The 17,909-nt window shown below is 63.0% G+C and carries 14 protein-coding genes; 5 read left to right on the top strand and 9 right to left on the bottom strand.

The genetic code is table 11. From position 1 onward, the window contains the following. Positions 1-2: 2 nt before the first annotated feature. The 4 genes from OKW20_RS03655 to edd all read left to right on the top strand — a co-directional run bounded on the left by OKW20_RS03655 (position 3) and on the right by edd (position 5,697). On the top strand, positions 3-1,289 hold the full coding sequence (locus tag OKW20_RS03655; protein WP_429170255.1) for an NAD(P)/FAD-dependent oxidoreductase: 1,287 nt from the start codon (positions 3-5) through the stop codon (positions 1,287-1,289). Positions 1,290-1,498: 209 nt separating this feature from the next. Next, positions 1,499-2,974 (top strand): glucose-6-phosphate dehydrogenase, encoded by a 1,476-nt coding sequence (gene zwf / locus OKW20_RS03660; protein ID WP_043617937.1) that lies wholly within the window; start codon positions 1,499-1,501, stop codon positions 2,972-2,974. Positions 2,975-2,982: 8 nt separating this feature from the next. After that, the gene (pgl, locus tag OKW20_RS03665) at positions 2,983-3,681 is read left to right on the top strand and encodes a 6-phosphogluconolactonase (RefSeq protein WP_429170257.1); all 699 of its coding nucleotides are present in this window, start codon (positions 2,983-2,985) and stop codon (positions 3,679-3,681) included. 195 nt (positions 3,682-3,876) lie between these two features. Continuing rightward, entirely contained in the window at positions 3,877-5,697 is a 1,821-nt protein-coding gene (gene edd / locus OKW20_RS03670) for a phosphogluconate dehydratase (protein ID WP_218684940.1), read from the top strand. Positions 5,698-5,755: 58 nt separating this feature from the next. Here the strand turns inward: edd and OKW20_RS03675 are convergent, their stop codons facing one another. The 7 genes from OKW20_RS03675 to OKW20_RS03705 all read right to left on the bottom strand — a co-directional run bounded on the left by OKW20_RS03675 (position 5,756) and on the right by OKW20_RS03705 (position 13,255). Continuing rightward, the gene (locus tag OKW20_RS03675; RefSeq protein WP_043617946.1) at positions 5,756-6,121 is read right to left on the bottom strand and encodes a GFA family protein; all 366 of its coding nucleotides are present in this window, start codon (positions 6,119-6,121) and stop codon (positions 5,756-5,758) included. A 78-nt stretch (positions 6,122-6,199) separates the two neighbouring features. Beyond that, a complete protein-coding gene (locus tag OKW20_RS03680) occupies positions 6,200-6,610 on the bottom strand; it encodes a hypothetical protein (protein WP_192447810.1) in 411 nt (136 codons plus the stop codon). A gap of 131 nt (positions 6,611-6,741) precedes the next feature. Beyond that, positions 6,742-7,830 carry an ABC transporter ATP-binding protein gene (locus OKW20_RS03685; protein ID WP_429170259.1) on the bottom strand — a complete coding sequence of 363 codons (1,089 nt, stop codon included), beginning with the start codon at positions 7,828-7,830 and terminating at the stop codon, positions 6,742-6,744. A 49-nt stretch (positions 7,831-7,879) separates the two neighbouring features. Next, entirely contained in the window at positions 7,880-9,532 is a 1,653-nt protein-coding gene (locus OKW20_RS03690) for an alpha-glucosidase family protein (protein WP_429170261.1), read from the bottom strand. A 29-nt stretch (positions 9,533-9,561) separates the two neighbouring features. Beyond that, on the bottom strand, positions 9,562-10,707 hold the full coding sequence (locus tag OKW20_RS03695; RefSeq protein ID WP_429112435.1) for a carbohydrate ABC transporter permease: 1,146 nt from the start codon (positions 10,705-10,707) through the stop codon (positions 9,562-9,564). A 1-nt stretch (position 10,708) separates the two neighbouring features. Continuing rightward, complete coding sequence (locus tag OKW20_RS03700; protein WP_429112433.1) at positions 10,709-11,722, bottom strand: carbohydrate ABC transporter permease; 1,014 nt, start codon at positions 11,720-11,722, stop codon at positions 10,709-10,711. A 174-nt stretch (positions 11,723-11,896) separates the two neighbouring features. Beyond that, complete coding sequence (locus OKW20_RS03705; RefSeq protein WP_429112432.1) at positions 11,897-13,255, bottom strand: ABC transporter substrate-binding protein; 1,359 nt, start codon at positions 13,253-13,255, stop codon at positions 11,897-11,899. 292 nt (positions 13,256-13,547) lie between these two features. On the opposite strand from OKW20_RS03705, the gene OKW20_RS03710 reads away from it, so the two are divergent. After that, the gene (locus OKW20_RS03710; RefSeq protein WP_043624972.1) at positions 13,548-14,579 is read left to right on the top strand and encodes a substrate-binding domain-containing protein; all 1,032 of its coding nucleotides are present in this window, start codon (positions 13,548-13,550) and stop codon (positions 14,577-14,579) included. Between the two features lie 48 nt (positions 14,580-14,627). On the opposite strand, the gene folD is transcribed toward OKW20_RS03710, so the two are convergent. Both folD and OKW20_RS03720 read right to left on the bottom strand, forming a co-directional pair. Further along, entirely contained in the window at positions 14,628-15,527 is a 900-nt protein-coding gene (gene folD / locus OKW20_RS03715) for a bifunctional methylenetetrahydrofolate dehydrogenase/methenyltetrahydrofolate cyclohydrolase FolD (RefSeq protein ID WP_429170264.1), read from the bottom strand. Between the two features lie 255 nt (positions 15,528-15,782). After that, a complete protein-coding gene (locus OKW20_RS03720) occupies positions 15,783-17,798 on the bottom strand; it encodes a GumC family protein (RefSeq protein WP_429170266.1) in 2,016 nt (671 codons plus the stop codon). Positions 17,799-17,909 lie beyond the last annotated feature (111 nt).

Below are 17,909 nucleotides of genomic sequence, written 5' to 3' on the forward strand. Positions count from 1 at the left end.
CCATGCCCTGGCAAAGCCCGATCTCGCCCGGTTACTCCTGGTATGAGGCGACTGTTCCGGACCGACCGGACTATCCGCCCATGCCGGGATCGCGGAAAGCCAATGTCGCGATCGTCGGCGGCGGTTATACGGGACTTCAGGCGGCTTACAACCTTGCCAAGCAAGGCGTCGACGTCACCCTGATCGACGCCTGCCGCTTCGGCGACGGTGCCTCTGGCCGCAATGGCGGCCAGTTCGGCACAGGTCAGCGCGCCTGGGCGGACGAGACGGAAGAGAGCCTCGGCCACGAACGGGCGCAGGCGCTGTTCGACATGGCCGAGAACGCCAAGCGATATGTGCTCGACTTTGCGAACGCGCACGAGATCGACATCGAATTCGTGCCCGGCCAACTCTCGGTCGGGCACAAGCAAAGCCTCGAAAAAGACTATCGCGACCATGCCGAGGCGATGGCGACACGCTTCGGCTATCCGCACCTGACCTTCATGGAGCGCGAGGAAACCGCAAGCCGGCTGGGATCCGACCATTACCACTTCGGTATTCGCGATGCCGGCACCGGCCACATCCACCCGATGAAGCTGCTGGTCGGCCTTGCGAAACAGGCAGCGCTTGCCGGTGCCAACCTCTTCGAGCAGACCAAGGCCCTGAAGATCGACCGCCAGGGCGGCGCGATCGTCATCACCACCGACCGCGGCACGATCACCGCCGACCGCGTGCTCGTCGCCTGCAATGCCTATATCGGCAACCTGGAGCCGGTGAGCGCCAGCCATGTCATGCCGATCCGTTCCTTCATCGGTGCGACGACGGTGCTTTCGGACCACCCTGACGTCATTCCCGGTGGTGAGTCGGTCGACGATTCGCGCTTCGTCGTGCGCTACTTCCGCAAGTCACGGGATGGACGGCTTCTGTTCGGCGGCCGCGAAGCCTATACCGCCGACAATCCGCGCGACATCTCCACCCATATCCGCCGGCAGATTAGCGAGATCTATCCGCAGCTCGCCAATGTCGAGATCACCCATGCCTGGGGCGGCTCCGTCGGCATTACCATGCCGCGCACGCCCTTCTGTCGCGAGGTCATGCCTGGCGTCACCTCGATCGGCGGCTATTCCGGCCACGGTGTGATGCTCTCCAACTATTGCGGCAAGCTCTATGCGGATCTCGCGCTCGGCAAGGACACCGAGCTCGACCTCTTGAAGGCGCTGAAAATTCCGGCTTTTCCGGGCGGAACCCGGTTCCGCTCCGCCCTTCTCTTCTTCGCGCTTAGCTGGTACGCATTACGCGACAGGTTCTGAAGAAGGCTTGCGGCGGCATTTTATTGCGCCGCGCTTGAGATCACGATGATTTTGGGTCGGCTCGACCCAAAATCATAAACGTGTTCGATAGTTAGAAGATAATGCGGGATGCGGGCGGAAAACCGCACGCACTTTTCCTCATCCCGCACTAGCGCCTTTAAATCGATTAGATTATATGTGCCCCTGACCTGAACAGATCGAGATATCCCATGAGCAGCCAGATCATTCCCGTCGAACCATTTGACTATGTGGTGTTCGGGGGCACCGGCGATCTTGCGGAGCGCAAGCTGTTGCCGGCGCTCTATCACCGGCAACTGGAAGGCCAGATCACCGAGCCGACGCGCATCATCGGCGCCTCGCGCGCGGCACTCAGCCATGAGGATTATCGCAAGTTTGCCGTCGACGCGCTGAAGGAACATCTGAAGCCGGAAGAGTACAAGGAAGAGGAAGTCGCGAAGTTCGCTGCACGCCTGTTCTACGTCTCCGTCGACGCCAAGTCCGACCAGGGTTGGGACGCGCTGAAGAAGATCCTCGAAGAGGGCAAGGAGCGCATTCGCGCCTTCTATCTCGCCGTCGGCCCAGCGATCTTCGGCGACATCTCCGAGCGCATCCGCGACCACAAGCTGATCACCAAGAACACCCGCATCGTCGTCGAAAAGCCGATCGGCCGCGACCTTGCGTCTGCGACCGAACTCAACGACACGATCGGCAAGGTCTTCCGCGAAGAGCAGATCTTCCGTATCGACCACTATCTCGGCAAGGAGACGGTGCAGAACCTGATGGCGCTGCGCTTTGCCAACGCGCTCTATGAGCCGCTATGGAACTCCGCCCATATCGACCACGTGCAGATCACCGTGTCGGAAGCCGTCGGACTTGAAAACCGCGCCGGCTACTACGACAAGGCCGGCGCGCTACGCGACATGGTGCAGAACCACATCCTGCAGCTCGTCTGCTTCGTCGCCATGGAAGCGCCGACCTCGATGGACGCCGAAGCGGTGCGCGACGAGAAGCTCAAGGTTCTGCGCGCGCTGAAACCGATCACCTCGTCGAATGTCGAGCAGGTGACGGTGCGCGGCCAGTACCGCGCCGGCGCTTCGGCTGGCGGCCCGGTCAAGGGGTACCTCGAAGAGCTCGAAGGCGGCGTCTCGAACACCGAAACCTTCGTGGCGATCAAGGCCGAGGTCAGCAACTGGCGCTGGGCCGGCGTGCCCTTCTATATTCGCACCGGCAAGCGCCTTGCCGGCCGTATGTCGGAAATCGTCATCACCTTCAAGCAGATCCCGCATTCGATCTTCGACAACAATGCCGGCCGTATCTCGGCCAACCAGCTGGTCATCCGCCTGCAGCCGAACGAAGGCGTGAAGCAGTCGCTGATGATCAAGGACCCGGGCCCGGGCGGCATGCGTCTGCGCAGCGTCTCGCTCGACATGAGCTTCGCCGAGGCTTTTGCGGTGCGCAATGCGGACGCCTATGAGCGGCTGCTCTTCGACGTCATCCGCAACAACCAGACGCTGTTCGTGCGCCGCGACGAAGTCGAGGCCGCATGGAAGTGGGTCGATCCGATCCTGAAGGCCTGGGAAGAGACCGGACAGCAGGTCCAGGGCTACACCGCCGGCACCTGGGGCCCGAGCCAGTCGATCGCGCTGATCGAGCGTGACGGCCGGACCTGGAACGACGCGATATAGGTGCGCCGATGACGTCTAAGCTTCATACATTCGAAAACGGCGCAGCACTGGCGCAAGGCCTTGCCGATGCCGTCGGCCAGACGCTCGCCGCCGGCATTGCCGCACGCGGCTCCGCGAGCATCGCCGTCTCCGGCGGCTCCACGCCCAAGGCATTCTTCCAGGCGCTGTCGAAGAAGGACATCGCCTGGGACAAGGTGACGGTGACGCTGGTCGACGAGCGCTTCGTGCCGCCGGAAAGCGAGCGCTCCAACCATGGTCTCGTTGCGGCCAACCTGCTTCAGGGCAAGGCGGCTGCAGCAACCTTCCTGCCGCTCTACCAGGCGGCCCCGACGGCTGAGGCGGCAGCTGATCTCGCAAGCCGGGAAACGGCGAAGATCGGCGCACCGTTCGACGTGGCGATCCTCGGCATGGGAACGGACGGTCACACCGCATCGTTCTTCCCGGGCGGATCGCAACTCGCGCGCGCCATCGATCCGGCAACGCCGCGCGGCGTGATCACGATGGAAGCCGAGGGTGCGGGCGAAACCCGCCTGACCTTTACCTTTGCCAGCCTCCAGGACGCACGGCTTCTGGTGCTGCACATCGAGGGCGAAGGCAAGAAGACGGTTCTCGCCAAGGCCGAAGAAGCCGGCGACGAAAAGGACATGCCGATCCGCGCGATGCTGCGCCGCGCCGCGTCGCCGGTGCAGATCTACTGGGCGCCGTAGATCGGAATAATGTTGGGCCGAACCGGCCCGATAGGAACTTTGGAGACACGTTCAGCCGGTGGCGCGCTCCCGTCGGATTGGACAGGTGTTTCTGAGAAACGCCGGGACGCGGCTTGCGCTCTCCCAAGCTCGCCGCGCTCCGGACGATGACTGGATGAAGATGAGGAGTCCGAAGACTCCGGAACAGGATTTGCCATGTCCGCCGATTCCCGCATTGCCTCGATCACGGCTCGCATCGTCGAGCGCTCGAAACCCCACCGCGAGCCCTATCTCGATCGCGTCCGCCGGGCGGCATCGAGCGGTCCGCATCGCAGCGTGCTCGGTTGCGGCAACCTGGCGCATGGATTTGCCGTCTGTTCCCCCGCCGAGAAGGTAGCGCTTGCGGGCGACCGCGTGGCCAATCTCGGCATCATCACCTCCTACAATGACATGCTCTCGGCGCACCAACCGTTCGAGACCTACCCGGCGCTGATCCGCCAGGCGGCCAGCGAGGCAGGTGGCGTCGCCCAGGTTGCCGGTGGCGTGCCCGCCATGTGCGACGGCGTCACGCAAGGCCAGCCGGGCATGGAGCTGTCGCTGTTTTCGCGCGACCTGATTGCGATGGCGGCCGGCGTCGGCCTGTCGCACAACATGTTCGATTCCACCGTCTATCTCGGCGTCTGCGACAAGATCGTGCCGGGCCTCGTGATCGCAGCGCTCACCTTCGGCCACCTGCCGGCGATCTTCGTGCCCGCCGGTCCGATGACCTCGGGCCTGCCGAACGACGAGAAGGCGCGGGTTCGCCAGCTGTTCGCCGAAGGCAAGGTCGGCCGCGACGAACTGCTGGAAGCGGAATCGAAGTCCTACCACGGACCGGGCACCTGCACCTTCTACGGCACCGCCAACTCCAACCAGATGCTGATGGAGATCATGGGCTTCCACCTGCCCGGCGCCTCGTTCATCAATCCGGGCACGCCGCTGCGCGACGCGCTGACCAAGGAAGCGGCCAAGCGTGCGCTGGCGATCACCGCCATGGGCAACGAGTTCACGCCGGCCGGCGAAATGATCGATGAGCGCTCGATCGTCAACGGCGTCGTCGGCCTGCATGCGACCGGCGGCTCGACCAACCACACCATGCACCTCGTCGCCATGGCGCGGGCAGCTGGCATCGTGCTGACCTGGCAGGACATCTCCGAGCTCTCGGACATCGTGCCGCTGCTGGCGCGCGTCTATCCGAACGGGCTTGCCGACGTGAACCACTTCCACGCCGCCGGCGGCATGGGCTTCCTGATCAGCCAGCTGCTTCGCGCCGGCCTGCTGCACGACGACGTGCGCACAGTTGTCGGCCAGGGTCTCGACGCCTACAAGATCGACGTACGCCTCGGCGCCGACGGCAATGTCGAACGCGTGCCGACGCCGAAAGAAAGCGCTGATCCGAAGGTGCTTGCGACCATCGAGCAGCCCTTCCAGCACTCCGGCGGCCTCAAGATGCTGACCGGCAATCTCGGCAAGGCCGTCATCAAGATCTCTGCCGTCAAGCCGGATCGTCATATCATCGAGGCGCCCGCCAAGATTTTCCACGACCAGGCCGAACTCAACGCCGCCTTCAAGGCCGGCAAGCTCGAGGGCGACTTCGTCGCAGTCGTGCGCTTCCAGGGCCCGAAGGCCAACGGCATGCCGGAACTGCACAAGCTGACGACCGTGCTCGGCATCCTGCAGGACCGCGGCCAGCGCGTCGCCATCCTGACGGACGGCCGCATGTCCGGCGCCTCCGGCAAGGTGCCGGCGGCGATCCACGTGACGCCGGAGGCCAAGGACGGCGGCCCGATCGCTCGCATCCAGGAAGGCGATATCGTCCGCATCGACGCTGTTGCCGGAACGATCGAGGTGCTGGTCGAGGACATCGCACTCAAGACACGCGTGCCCGCGCATGCGGATCTTTCGGACAACGACTTCGGCATGGGCCGCGAACTGTTCGCGCCCTTCCGCGCGATCGCGGGTGCGGCTGATCAGGGCGCCAGCGTTCTCTTCCACTGACATAAAAAGCGCCGCTCCCATTGGGGCGGCGCTTGGTCTTCAAACGATCGTGAAAAGCTCAGGGCAGTGGCCCGGGGAACATGTCGTTGCGCCCGTCATAGCGCTCGATTTCCAGCGTGAAGACATCGACCCCCTCGATGCAGCGCGCATTGATCGAGATCTTGTTATCCGGATAGCCGCTGCGCATGATCGGCGTCGAACAGGTCGGGCAGAAATGATGCCCCTCGTTAAGGCCGCGCCAGATGTAGCTCGACAGGCGGCGCTTTTCGGTCAAGAGCTTTACCTTTGCGGCATCCACCTTCCAATGCAGGAAGCCGGAGCGCCGGCAGGTGGAGCAGTTGCAGTCGACGAGACCGGTCAGCTCTTCGTCGACTTCGACGGCGATATCGCCGCAATGGCAGGAAAGCCGATAGGGTCGCTGCATGGTTCAGGTCCGATCCCGTTGATTGAGACCACAACCATCCATTGAGCGCGGCAGGGCCGTCAAGTCCGGCGCGGCACCTCAGCGATAGATGTCGAGCGTGCGGTTGCGATGGTTCGGATGGGTGCTGTAGACGAAAATGCGATTGAGGTCGCGGTCCGTCAGCATGCGCAGGAAGCGCGCCTCGATGACGTTGTTGGCATGCACCCGCTTCAAAAGGCAGCCGACCATCTGGATGCGCGCGCTCGGAATATCCAGGTAGAAGTTCTCCGGCAGCTGGTACTGCGTGAGGATACCGATCAACGCGCCGCTTTTCGACAGCTTGATGATCTCGCAACGGCGCGAGCTCAGCTGGGTCATGCCCTTCTCGGTATATTCGATGCGGGCTTCGTTCCGCGTGTCCTCCATCGGGAAGTTGGTTTCCCGATCGTACATGAAGGACTCTTCCTTGTTCAGGAAGTGCTGGTACATCACCGGCGCCGCGCCTCTCATCGAAATGCCTTTCCGTATCCCCTTTTGAAACAGACTAGCGGCAGAGATTTAACAGAGGGTTTGATCCGCAGGGTGCATTGAAAAAACCCGCCCGATTTTACGGGCGGGTTCGACGGGAGAGCCTGCTCGTATCAGCGGCGATAGGTGCGACCATCGGCGTCGAAAAGGTGCAGCTTGGCCTTGTCGGCGGTGAAGCGCACCTTGTCGCCGCGCTGAACCGGCAGGATGCCGGGGATCTTGGCGATGATCGGCTCCTTGTCGACGAGGCCTTCGATGTAGAGCAGCGTCACTTCGCCGAGCGCTTCGACGATCGAGATCGTGCCCTCGAACAGGAAGTCGTCGCTGATACTGACCTGAAGGTCTTCGGGGCGAACGCCGAAACTCGCAGTCTTGCCGTTCTGCGACGAGTCGGTCGGGATATCGAGCGTCACGCTCTTGCCGCCGGTCAGCTTCACCGTCGTCTGCGCGCCGGTCTCCGTCACCGTCGACGGGATGATGTTCATCGCCGGCGAGCCGATGAAGCGGGCGACGAAGAGATTGGCCGGGCGCTCATAGAGTTCGAGTGGCGCGCCCACCTGTTCGATATGGCCCTGCGACAGAACCACGATGCGGTCGGCGAGCGTCATCGCCTCCACCTGGTCGTGGGTAACGTAGATCATCGTCGTGTCCGCCATCTGCTCACTGAGCTTGGCGATCTCGATGCGTGTGGCGACACGCAAAGCCGCATCCAGGTTCGACAGCGGCTCGTCGAACAGGAATACCTTGGGGTCGCGGCAGATCGCGCGGCCGATGGCAACACGCTGTCTCTGGCCGCCGGAGAGCGCCTTCGGCAGGCGGTCGAGATACTTGGTCAGCTGCAGGATATCGGCGGCGTTGCGCACGCGACGGTCGATCTCCTCCTTGCTTTCCTTGGCGATCCGCATGCCGAAGGCCATGTTGTCGTAGACGGTCATGTGCGGATAGAGCGCATAGGACTGGAACACCATGGCGATGCCGCGCTTCGACGGCGGCACGGTGTTGACCCGTTCGCCGTCGATGAACATGTCGCCGCCGGTGATCTCCTCGAGACCCGCGATCATGCGCAGAAGCGTCGACTTTCCACAGCCGGACGGGCCGACGAAGACGATGAACTCGCCCTGCTTGATGTCGAGATTGATGCCGTGAATGACATCGACCGCGCCGTAGGACTTGCGGATATCTTTAAGCAGCAGACCCGTCATTGCACGCTCCCCTTCGGTTTTTCCCGTCTATCCCTGTTGTCATCCGCCGTCACACCAGCCGCGCGAAATAGGCGCTCCAGGCCGGCAGGTGAACTGTTCGATCCTTGACCTCGGACACGAAGCCATGGCCTTCCAACGCAGCCACCGGCTCATTCGGCAGCGTGGCTGCAGCCGGTGCGCCGCTCATGTTGAACAGGCAGAAAAGCTTTTCATTGCCGTGGCTGCGCACGAAGGCAAGCACCGAGCCATCCGTGTTCAGGAATTCGATCTCGCCCTTGGCAAAGGCCGGGTGCGCCTTGCGGAACTGCAGGAAGCGGCGGTAGTGCTCGAGCACCGACGCGTCGTCGCCCTGCTGCACCGACACGGCGCGCTTCAAGTGTTCGGCCGGCACCGGCAGCCAGGGTTTTGCGCTGCCGAAGCCACCGTTGACAGCAGCACCGTCCCAGACCATCGGCGTGCGGCAACCGTCGCGCCCCTTGAAGTCCGGCCAGAACTGGATGCCATAGGGATCCTTCAGGTCTTCATAGGCCAGTTCCGCTTCGCTCAGCGCCAGTTCCTCGCCCTGATAGATGCAGACAGAGCCGCGCAGCGACATCAGAAGGCTCGCGAGCAGCTTTGCATGGGCGTCGCGATCGGCAACGCCCGCTCCCCAGCGGCTGACGTGGCGCACGACGTCATGGTTGGAGAAGGCCCAGCAGGCCCAGCCTTCAGGTGCCGCCTTCTGGAAGTTCCGGAGAACCTCGGCGACCGTCGCCGGTGTCAGCGGATCCGGCGCCAGGAACTCGAAGGCGTAGCACATCTGCATCTTGTCGCCGCCGGAGGTGTATTCGCCGGCGATCTCCAGCCCGCGCTGGCTGTCGCCGACTTCACCGACCGCAGCGATCGCCGGGAACTCGTCCATGACGGCGCGGAAGCGCTTCAGGAATTCGAGGTTCTCGGGCTGGTTCTTGTCGTAGAGATGTTCCTGGTAGTTGTAGGGGTTCACCGCCGGCGCGGTCTGGGCGTTGCGGCGCTCCGGCGCCAGCGCCGGGTTGTCGCGCAACTGCTTGTCGTGGAAGTAGAAGTTGATGGTGTCGAGGCGGAAGCCGTCGACGCCGCGCTCCAGCCAGAAACGCTCAACGGCCAGCAGCGCGTCCTGAACCTCCGGATTGTGCAGGTTGAGGTCCGGCTGCGAGGTCAGGAAGTTGTGCATGTAGTACTGCAGGCGCGTCGGATCCCAGGCCCAGGCCGAGCCGCCGAAGATCGACAGCCAGTTGTTGGGCGGGGTGCCGTCCGGCCTGGAATCCGCCCAGACGTACCAGTCGGCCTTGGCATTCGTCCGGCTCGATCGGCTTTCGACGAACCAGGGGTGCTGGTCCGACGTATGGGAGAGAACGAGGTCGATCATCACCCGGATGCCGAGGCGGTGCGCCTCGGCGATGACCGCGTCGAAATCGGCAACACTGCCGAAGATCTGATCGACATCGGTGTAGTTGGAGACGTCGTAACCGAAGTCCTTCATCGGCGAGGTGAAGAACGGCGAAATCCAGATTGCGTCGGCACCCAGCGCGGCGATATGCGGCAACCGGGCGACGATGCCCTTGAGGTCGCCGATGCCGTCGCCGTTGGAGTCCTGGTAGGAGCGCGGATAGATCTGGTAGATCACCGCGCCGCGCCACCAGTCCCGATCAGCCTGCAAAGTGGAAGTGCTCATTTCGGTCATGCTCATTTTCTCTGGACGTCCCTGGATTGTCAGCCGCCTTTGACCGAACCCGCCAGCAGGCCGCGCACGAGATAGCGCTGCAGGCTGAAGAAGACGATCAGCGGAACGATGATGGTAATGAAAGCGGAGGCCGTCAGGATCTCCCAGTTGCCGCCGCGTGAACCGAGCAGGTTGACGAGCCGACCGGTCAGAACCAGTTCGTCCGGACCGGCGCCCAGGAACACGATGGCGACCAAGAGGTCGTTCCAGGTCCAGAGGAACTGGAAGATCGCGAAGGAGGCGAGCGCCGGGAAGGACAGCGGCAGAATGATCTTGACGAAGATATCGAAATCGCTGGCACCATCGACGCGGGCGGATTCCATGATTTCGCGCGGCAGGCCGGCCATGTAGTTGCGCAAGAGATAGATCGCCAGCGGCAGGCCGAAACCGGTATGCGCCAGCCAGATGCCGACATAGGTCTTGGCCGGCACGCCGAAGAAGGCGCCGACGCCGTTATAGAGCTTCAAGAGCGGGATCAGCGACATCTGCAGTGGCACGACGAGCAGACCGACGACGACGGCAATCAGGATTGCCCGCCCCGGGAACGGCATCCAGGCAAGCGCATAGGCTGCGAAGGCGGCGATCATGATCGGGATGATCGTCGCGGGAATGGCAACGGTCAGCGAGTTGATGAAGGAGCGGCCGATGCCTTCGGCACTCAAGACTTCGCCGTAGTTTTCGAAAGTGAAGCGTGGCGGCGAGGACGCGGTGACGAAGACGCGCTGGCCGCGCGACCCTTCCATCTTCTTATCGGAGACGATCTCGAAATTGCCGTCGGCCTGCACGGTCAGCTTTTCGCCGTCGTTGAGTTCGGCGGTTTCACCGGCCTTGAATGCGGTCGGCTCACGGCTGTTGAAACCGAAGGCCGAGATCTGCCCCGCCTGCCCGTCGAGCAGGTTGCCGGAAATGACGAACTTGCCGTCGCGCTCGACCTGGGCGTCCGGGCCGGGTGCGCGAACGACGATGTTCTGCGACGAGGTCGAAAGCGCCGTCCACCAGCCGGAGACGGCGAGCTGATCCTTGTCGCGCAGGGACGAGATCAGGAGGCCCGCGGTCGGCAGCGTCCAGAGTGCGACGATCAAGAAGACCGAGAGGTGGACGACCCACATGAGAGGGGAACGTGTCGCTGGATTCATCTCAGTGCCCCTTCATTTCCTTGGCCGCATTGCGGATGTTCCAGACCATGATCGGAATGACGAGGATCATGATGACGACGGCGATGGCCGCCCCTCGACCGAGGTCGCCGCCACCGCGGAACATCCAGTCGAACATGAGGTTGGCAAGCACCTGGCTCTGCCACTGGCCGTTGGTCATCGCGAGAACGATATCGAAGACCTTGAGCACCAGGATGGTGATGGTCGTCCAGACCACGGCGATCGTGCCCCAGATCTGCGGCACCATGATCTTGAAGAAGATCTGCCAGCCATTGGCGCCGTCGATGACGGCCGCCTCGATCGTTTCCTCCGGGATGCCGCGAAGGGCGGCCGACAGAATGACCATGGCAAAACCGGTCTGGATCCAGACGAGGATCGCCATCAGGAAGAAGTTGTTCCAGAAGGGCAGCGTGATCCAGGCCTGCGGGTCGCCGCCGAAGGCAACGACGATGCCGTTCAGCAGACCGATCTGTTCGGCACCCTCGGGGCGAAAATCGTAGATGAACTTCCAGATGACCGCGGCGCCGACAAAGGAGATCGCCATCGGCATGAAGACCAAGGTCTTGGCGATGTTGCCCCACCAGATACGATCGGTGAGCGCGGCAATGATCAGGCCGAAGAACGTCGCCAGCGCCGGGACCACCAACAGCCAGAGGAAGTTGTTGTAGATCGACTGGCGGAACTCGCCGTCGTTGACCATCCAGACATAATTGCTGAAGCCGACGAAGTTCTGGCCGGCGCGATCATGAACGCTGTACCAGAGCGACATGAAGACCGGATAGATAAGGTAGATCGTCAGCGCGAACAGCGCCGGGCCCAGGAACAGCCATGGGCGGATGGCGTTGGTGATGCGCAGGTTTCTCGAGGCGACGGCGCCGGATTTCCCTTTCGACGGGAAGATCAGGTCGAGAATGAAGCTGGTTCCCCAGAAGTAGGCGGCGCAGCCAATCACCCCGCCCAACATGAACCCTGCAGCTATTAGAAGCTGAAACAACATGACATGTCCCTCCCCCTCGGTGCACGGTCGCGTGCAGGGCTGGCGATTGTCGCCGTTCTCATTGGGGTGCCCCACCTCTCCCGTGAACGGAAAGCTGCTTTCGCATCTCCGTCCTCTCCTGGCAGCGAACCCGCATCGGCAACGGGCGGCATCTCTGCCGCCCGTCATCCGGTGTTACTTGATGGCGTCCCAGGCCTTCTGAACGCCGTCGGCAACGTCAGCCGACGACTTGCCGCCAACGAAATCGACCATGCCGGTCCAGAACGCGCCTGCACCGATCTTGCCCGGCATCAGGTCGGAACCGTCGAAGCGGAAGGTGGTGGCGTTCAGGAGGATCTCGCCCTGCTTCTTCAGCGGCGGGTTGCCGTAGGTGTCGACGTTGACGCTCTTGTAAGGTGTCAGGAAGCTCGTCTGCGCCATCCAGACTTCATGGGCAATCGGCGTCTTCAGGAATTCGATGAAGGCGCGGGCGGCGGGCGAATCCTTGGTGATCATCGCCAGCGTGCCGGCGCCGAGCACCGGATTGCCGAGTTCCTTCTTGCTCTCGTAGGGCGGCATGTAGAAGAAGTCGGCATCCTCGCCGATCTTGGTGCCCTCGGGGAAGAAGGACGGGATGAACGACGCCTGGTGGTGCAGGTAGCACTTCGGCGGCGAGGCGAAGAGGCCCTTCGGGCTGTCGCGGAAGTCGGTGGAAGCAACGGCTGTAGCGCCGCCATCGACGAACTTGTCGTTCTTCGCAAACCAACCGAACTCGTCGATCGCACCGACGACGGCCGGATCGGTGAACGGGATCTCGTTCTTGACCCACTTGTCGTAGACATCGGCCGGCTGGGTGCGCAGCATCATGTCTTCGACCCAGTCGGTCGCCGGCCAGCCGGTCGCGCCGCCCGAACCGAGGCCGATGCACCAGGGCTTGCCGCCGTCAGCGGCGATCTTCTCAGTCAGCGCCTTCAGCTCTTCCATGGTCTTCGGGACTTCGTAGCCGGCGTCTTCGAAGTTCTCGGGCGAGTACCAGACGAGCGACTTTACGTCGATCTTGTAGGGAAACGCATAGAGCGCGGCATTGCCGTCCTTGCCCTTGTAGGTCGACAGATCGACCCAGGACTGGCCGGCGGCGTAGTTGTCGAGCAGCCACTTCTGGGTGTCGTCGCCCAGCGGCGTCAGATAGCCCTTGGAGGCGAGATCGGCGATCAGACCCGGCTGCGGCAGGATGGAGACTTCGGAGGGGCTTCCGGCCTGGGTATCGATGACGATCTGTTGTTCGTAGTTTTCGGACGAGGAGTACTTGATCTCGGCGCCCGTCGCTTCGGTAAAGTAGGCATAGACGCTCTTGAACAGCGCCTCGTCCTCACCGCGCCAGGGGCCGAAGATCGTCAGCGTCTGGCCCTTGAGGTCGTGGCCCTTCTTGAATTCCTCGAAGCTCGCCCAGTTGAACTTGCTATCTTCGCCCGGCTTGAACTTGAGGTCGGCGGCGCCGGCTGCACCCGCAATCAGGGCAAAGGCGGCCACGCCCAACAGCAATGATCTCTTCACGTCTTTCTCCTCCCAAGATGAACCCGGATCCCCCCGGGCAGACGTCAATGCGCAAAAATTCAAAGCGCTTTGAGTTCGCTAACAAACCATTGCGACACTGAAGGAGTCAAGAGCTTTCCCGAAACCTGCTCTAGCGGCGACATTTTTGTGCTCTGCGGTATCGTTTTGCACCGCGCCATGGTCGAATTCCGCTTTGTTGCTCGAAAAACGGATGCTACACAAACCTTGGGCGCTGGGACCAAACACTAAAAATCATAGGGATATCCAAAGCGCTTTGGGAGGAATCCTGACCATGGCGGTCAATCTCAAGCAACTTGCGGAACTGCTCGGCCTGTCACAGACGACGGTCAGTCGGGCTTTGAACGGCTATCCGGAAGTCAATGCCGAGACCCGCCAGCGCGTGCTTGAGGCCGTACGCGAAACCGGCTACCGGCCGAACCGCGCCGCCCAGCGGCTTGCCACCGGCAAGGCCTATTCGATCGGCATGGTCATGCCGATTGCGCCCGGCATCGATTCCGACGTGCATTTCGGCGAGTTCCTGGCGGGGCTGGCGGAAGAGGCGGTCAAGCACGACTTCCACTTCGTGCTCAATCCGAGCGCGCCGGAGGACGAGGAAGTGACCTTCCGGCGCCTGGCGGCAAGCGGCAATGTCGATGCGCTGTTCCTTGCCTATATGCGCGCCAACGATCCGCGCATCGCCATGCTGAAATCGCTGTCGATCCCCTTCGTGGTCCATGGCCGGTCGATCGGCGAAAGCCGCGACTACCCATTCCTCGACATCGACAATACGAGTGCCTTCTACGACGCGACACGGCTGCTCATACAGCTCGGACACCAGCGGATCGCGCTGATCAACGGGCCGGAATATCTGGCTTTTTCCATTCGCCGGAAAAAGGGCATGCTGCGGGCGCTCGCCGAACACGGCCTTTCGCTCGACGAGGCGCTGGTCCAACATTCGCTGATGACCGACGAGCACGGCTATCGCAGCATGCAGCCCTTCCTGCAGAATGCGCAGCCGCCGACGGCGGTGCTCTGTTCCAGTACGGTGCTGGCGCTTGGCGCAGTCCGGGCGATCAACCAGGCGGGATTGAAAATCGGCGAAGACATTTCGCTGATCGCCCACGACGACGTGCTGCCGATGCTGAAGCCTGAGAATTTCAGCATCCCGCTGACGACGACGCGCTCGTCGCTCCGGGCCGCCGGCGCCCGGATCGCCACACGGCTGATCGGCGGCATCCTGAAGCGCGGCGACTATCCGGAACAGGAACTCTGGCGCGCCGAACTGATCGTGCGCGCCTCGACGGGACCGGCCCCGCAAAAATGAAAACGCGCCGCAATCGCGACGCGTCTCGTCATCCCATGTGACCCGGGATCAGAAGCGCGGTGGCTTGCGGCCGGCCTTGCGATAGGCGGCAATCACGGTGTTGGCCATCAGCATGGCGATGGTCATCGGCCCGACGCCACCCGGCACTGGCGTGATCACGCCTGCAACCTCGGCGGCTTCCGCAAAGGCGACGTCGCCGACGAGCTTGGACTTGCCCTCGCCCTTCTCGGGCGCCGGTACGCGGTTGATGCCGACGTCGATCACCGTCGCGCCCGGTTTTACCCAATCGGCTTTCACCATCTCCGGACGGCCGACGGCGGCAACGAGGATATCCGCGTTGCGGCAGACGGCCGGCAGATCCTTGGTGCGCGAGTGTGCGGTCGTGACCGTCGCGTTGGCGGCGAGCAACAGCGCTGACATCGGCTTGCCGAACAGGTTCGAACGGCCAATGACGACGGCGTTCAGACCGGAGAGATCGTCGCCGTGCGTCTGGCGCACGAAGACCATGGCGCCGGCCGGCGTGCAGGAGACGAGACCGCCTTCGAGATCGCCGGTCGCAAGCTTGCCGGCATTGACGACGTGCAGACCGTCGACGTCTTTTTCGGGCAGGATCGACTGGATGATGGGTTCTGAATTCAGATGTTTCGGCAGCGGCAGCTGCACGAGGATGCCGTGGATAGAGGGGTCGGCGTTGAGCTTTGCCACGAGTGCAGCGAGCTCTTCCTGGGTCGTTGCCTCAGCCAAGGTATGCTGGACCGACAGGAAGCCGCACTCCTTGGCCATCTTGCTCTTCGAAGAAACATAGGCGTGGCTTGCCGGATCGTCGCCGACGATCACGACGGCGAGACCTGCACGAACGCCGGCATCCGTTTCGAGCGCACGGGTCGCGGCCTTCACGCTTTCGATCACCGAAGCGGCGACCTTCTTGCCATCAATCACAGTCGTCACGGCATGTTCCTCCTGGCTTCCTGTTCACGCGGCATACTCTAGTTCGCCTCAGAAAAGGCGATGGCCTCAACGCGCCCTATGCTGTCCCAAACGCATAAATGCAAGAGGCGGCGGCGCGGTTGGCTGCCGTTTCGGGCGCCCCGACGATATTTCCTCTCAAGACTGAGAGGTGGACGTGGTTTCGTCGAAAGACTTGAGGTCTCAGCCTCACAAGATGCAAGGCGAACGGAGCATGCTCTCCGCCTTCCCGTCGTATCAACGGCGCGCGAGCTTCTGGCGGGAATAGTGCTCGACCCGGGACCTGAGAGCGCGAAGGCCTTCCTGGACCTTGGCGATGTCGGCATCATCCTCGTCTACGGTCTGCGACACCGGTTCGGCCGCAGCCGGACCGGCCGTCGCGCTGCGGCGAGCGACGGCATAGGCAGCATTCAGCGATTGCGCATGGTGCGCGGCCGGGCTGAACTGCGGCGGCAGTTCGAGCTTGGCCGAAGCCGGATCGGGCTGCGGCTGTGAGCGCCGTGTGGGCTCGGGGCCGCCATCAGGTTCCGGCGGCTCGGGCGCCGGGTCGTCCTCGACCTTTCGGGCGGCGGGGAACAATCCGTTCAGGCTGCGATAGATGCCGAGCAGCACGCCGAGGCCGAGGCCGGCAAAGAAGCCCGCCATGGTGGCGGCAATCACGATGATCTTGCGGGAGGGCCCCTTTGCCTGCAGCGCCGGCTCGGCCTTGGAGATCACCCGGATGTTCTTTGCGGTCAGCTTTTCCTCTTCGCGCGTTTCGCCGGCGCGCTTCAGGAAGGATTCGTAGATTTCCCGAGTTGCCGCCGCCTTCCGCTGCAGTTCGCGCAGTTCGACGAATTCGGCCGAGGAATCGATCTGCCGGGCCTTCTGCACGGCAAGCTGCTGCACCAGATCCTGTTCCGTTCGCTGGGCGCGGTCGAGCTCGGTCCCGGCCGCGGCCGCGATGCGGCGCAACTCGTTGGCGATCTCGGAGCGCGACGCCTCGAGCGCCTGCTGAACGGCAATGCGTTGCGGGTGGCGCGGCCCGAGGCTCGCGTCAAGCGCGCTCAGTTGCGCCTTGGTCGCCGCATATTGCTTGCGCAGCTCGGTTAGCGCCAGCGAGCTGATTTCCTCCGGATAGGCGCCGGTCAGGACATCGTTGAGCTGAACCTTGCCGGAGGCATCGGCCTTGGCTTTCGCCTCGGCGATGCGGTTGCGCGCAGCAGCGACCTGGTCGCTGAGGCTGAGGAGTTGCTTGTCGGCGATCAGCTCACCGCCGGCACCGACGATATCGTTCGCCGCCTTGTAGTCCTCGACCGCCTTTTCGGCAGCATCGAGCTCGGCCTTCAGTTCCTTGATGCGCGCGTCGAGCGCAACCGTCGTCTTCTGGAAGAAGCCGGATTGCGCGGCGGTCTCCTCGCCGAGGAACATGTCCACCAATCGGTTGGCAATCAGTGCCGACTTCTCGGGATCCCTGGTCTTCGCCTCAATGGTGACGATGAAAGTTTTCGGATCGCGCCAGACCTGAATGGCCTCGCCCAAATTCTTCAGGACGCGCGCGGACGCATCGCCACCGGCCATCCTGCCGGCAAACTCTGCGTCCTTTTCCAGTTCGAGACTGGCTGCAACCTTTTCCATGACCGTTCGCGAGCGCAATACTTCGAGCTGGCTGTCGACGATGGCCAGAATGCCTTCGGTTGCCAGCGATTGTTTCGACAGATCGGAATCCGTCAGCCGCACTTCGCGCGGATCGACATACAGCTTGCTTTCGGAGACGAAGGTGCTCGGCGTTGACAGCGCCAGCAAAACGCCACCGACGGCGCCAAGCGCCGTGGTCGCGAGAATGATCTTGCGGAGCTGCCAGACCGCGCGCACCACGGTCTTGATATCAACGAGCGGACGATCGCCTGCCGCTTGCCCGTCGGCAGCCACCGTCGGCACGGCACCCTCGGGCGGACGATCGACCAGCCAGCGCGCAAACTTGTCACGCATGCCGCCGATGCGTCCCTGGCTGCGGGCAACCGGGGCCTTGCCTGAAGCCCGTGCCGTTTCGCCGCGCGCCTGACGACCTTTCGCGCGGTTTTTATCCGGCGCCGCTGCGTGATTGGTTGATCCACCGGAGCCGGACGGGCGACTAAGCAAGGACGAGCCCTCACCCGTGGGGTCGGCGGTGCGCCTGTCGCGCACACGCGCAGGATCGCGCGTGTCCTCTGCTGCAAAATCGAGCAACGATGCACGCGGAACCGGGCGTTTCTCGTCGTCGATGTTGAACATGACTGATCCCGCGGCTGCCGAAACGGCGAATTCCGAATAGTGAAGCCAACCTAAGGAAACATGGAAAACAAATCGTTAACTTTAGCGGAAACGAGGATGCGAAGGGCCTGA

Origin of the sequence: Ensifer sp. LBL, from assembly GCF_050435225.1 — a bacterium.
In the GTDB taxonomy this organism is placed as follows: Bacteria; Pseudomonadota; Alphaproteobacteria; order Rhizobiales; family Rhizobiaceae; genus Ensifer.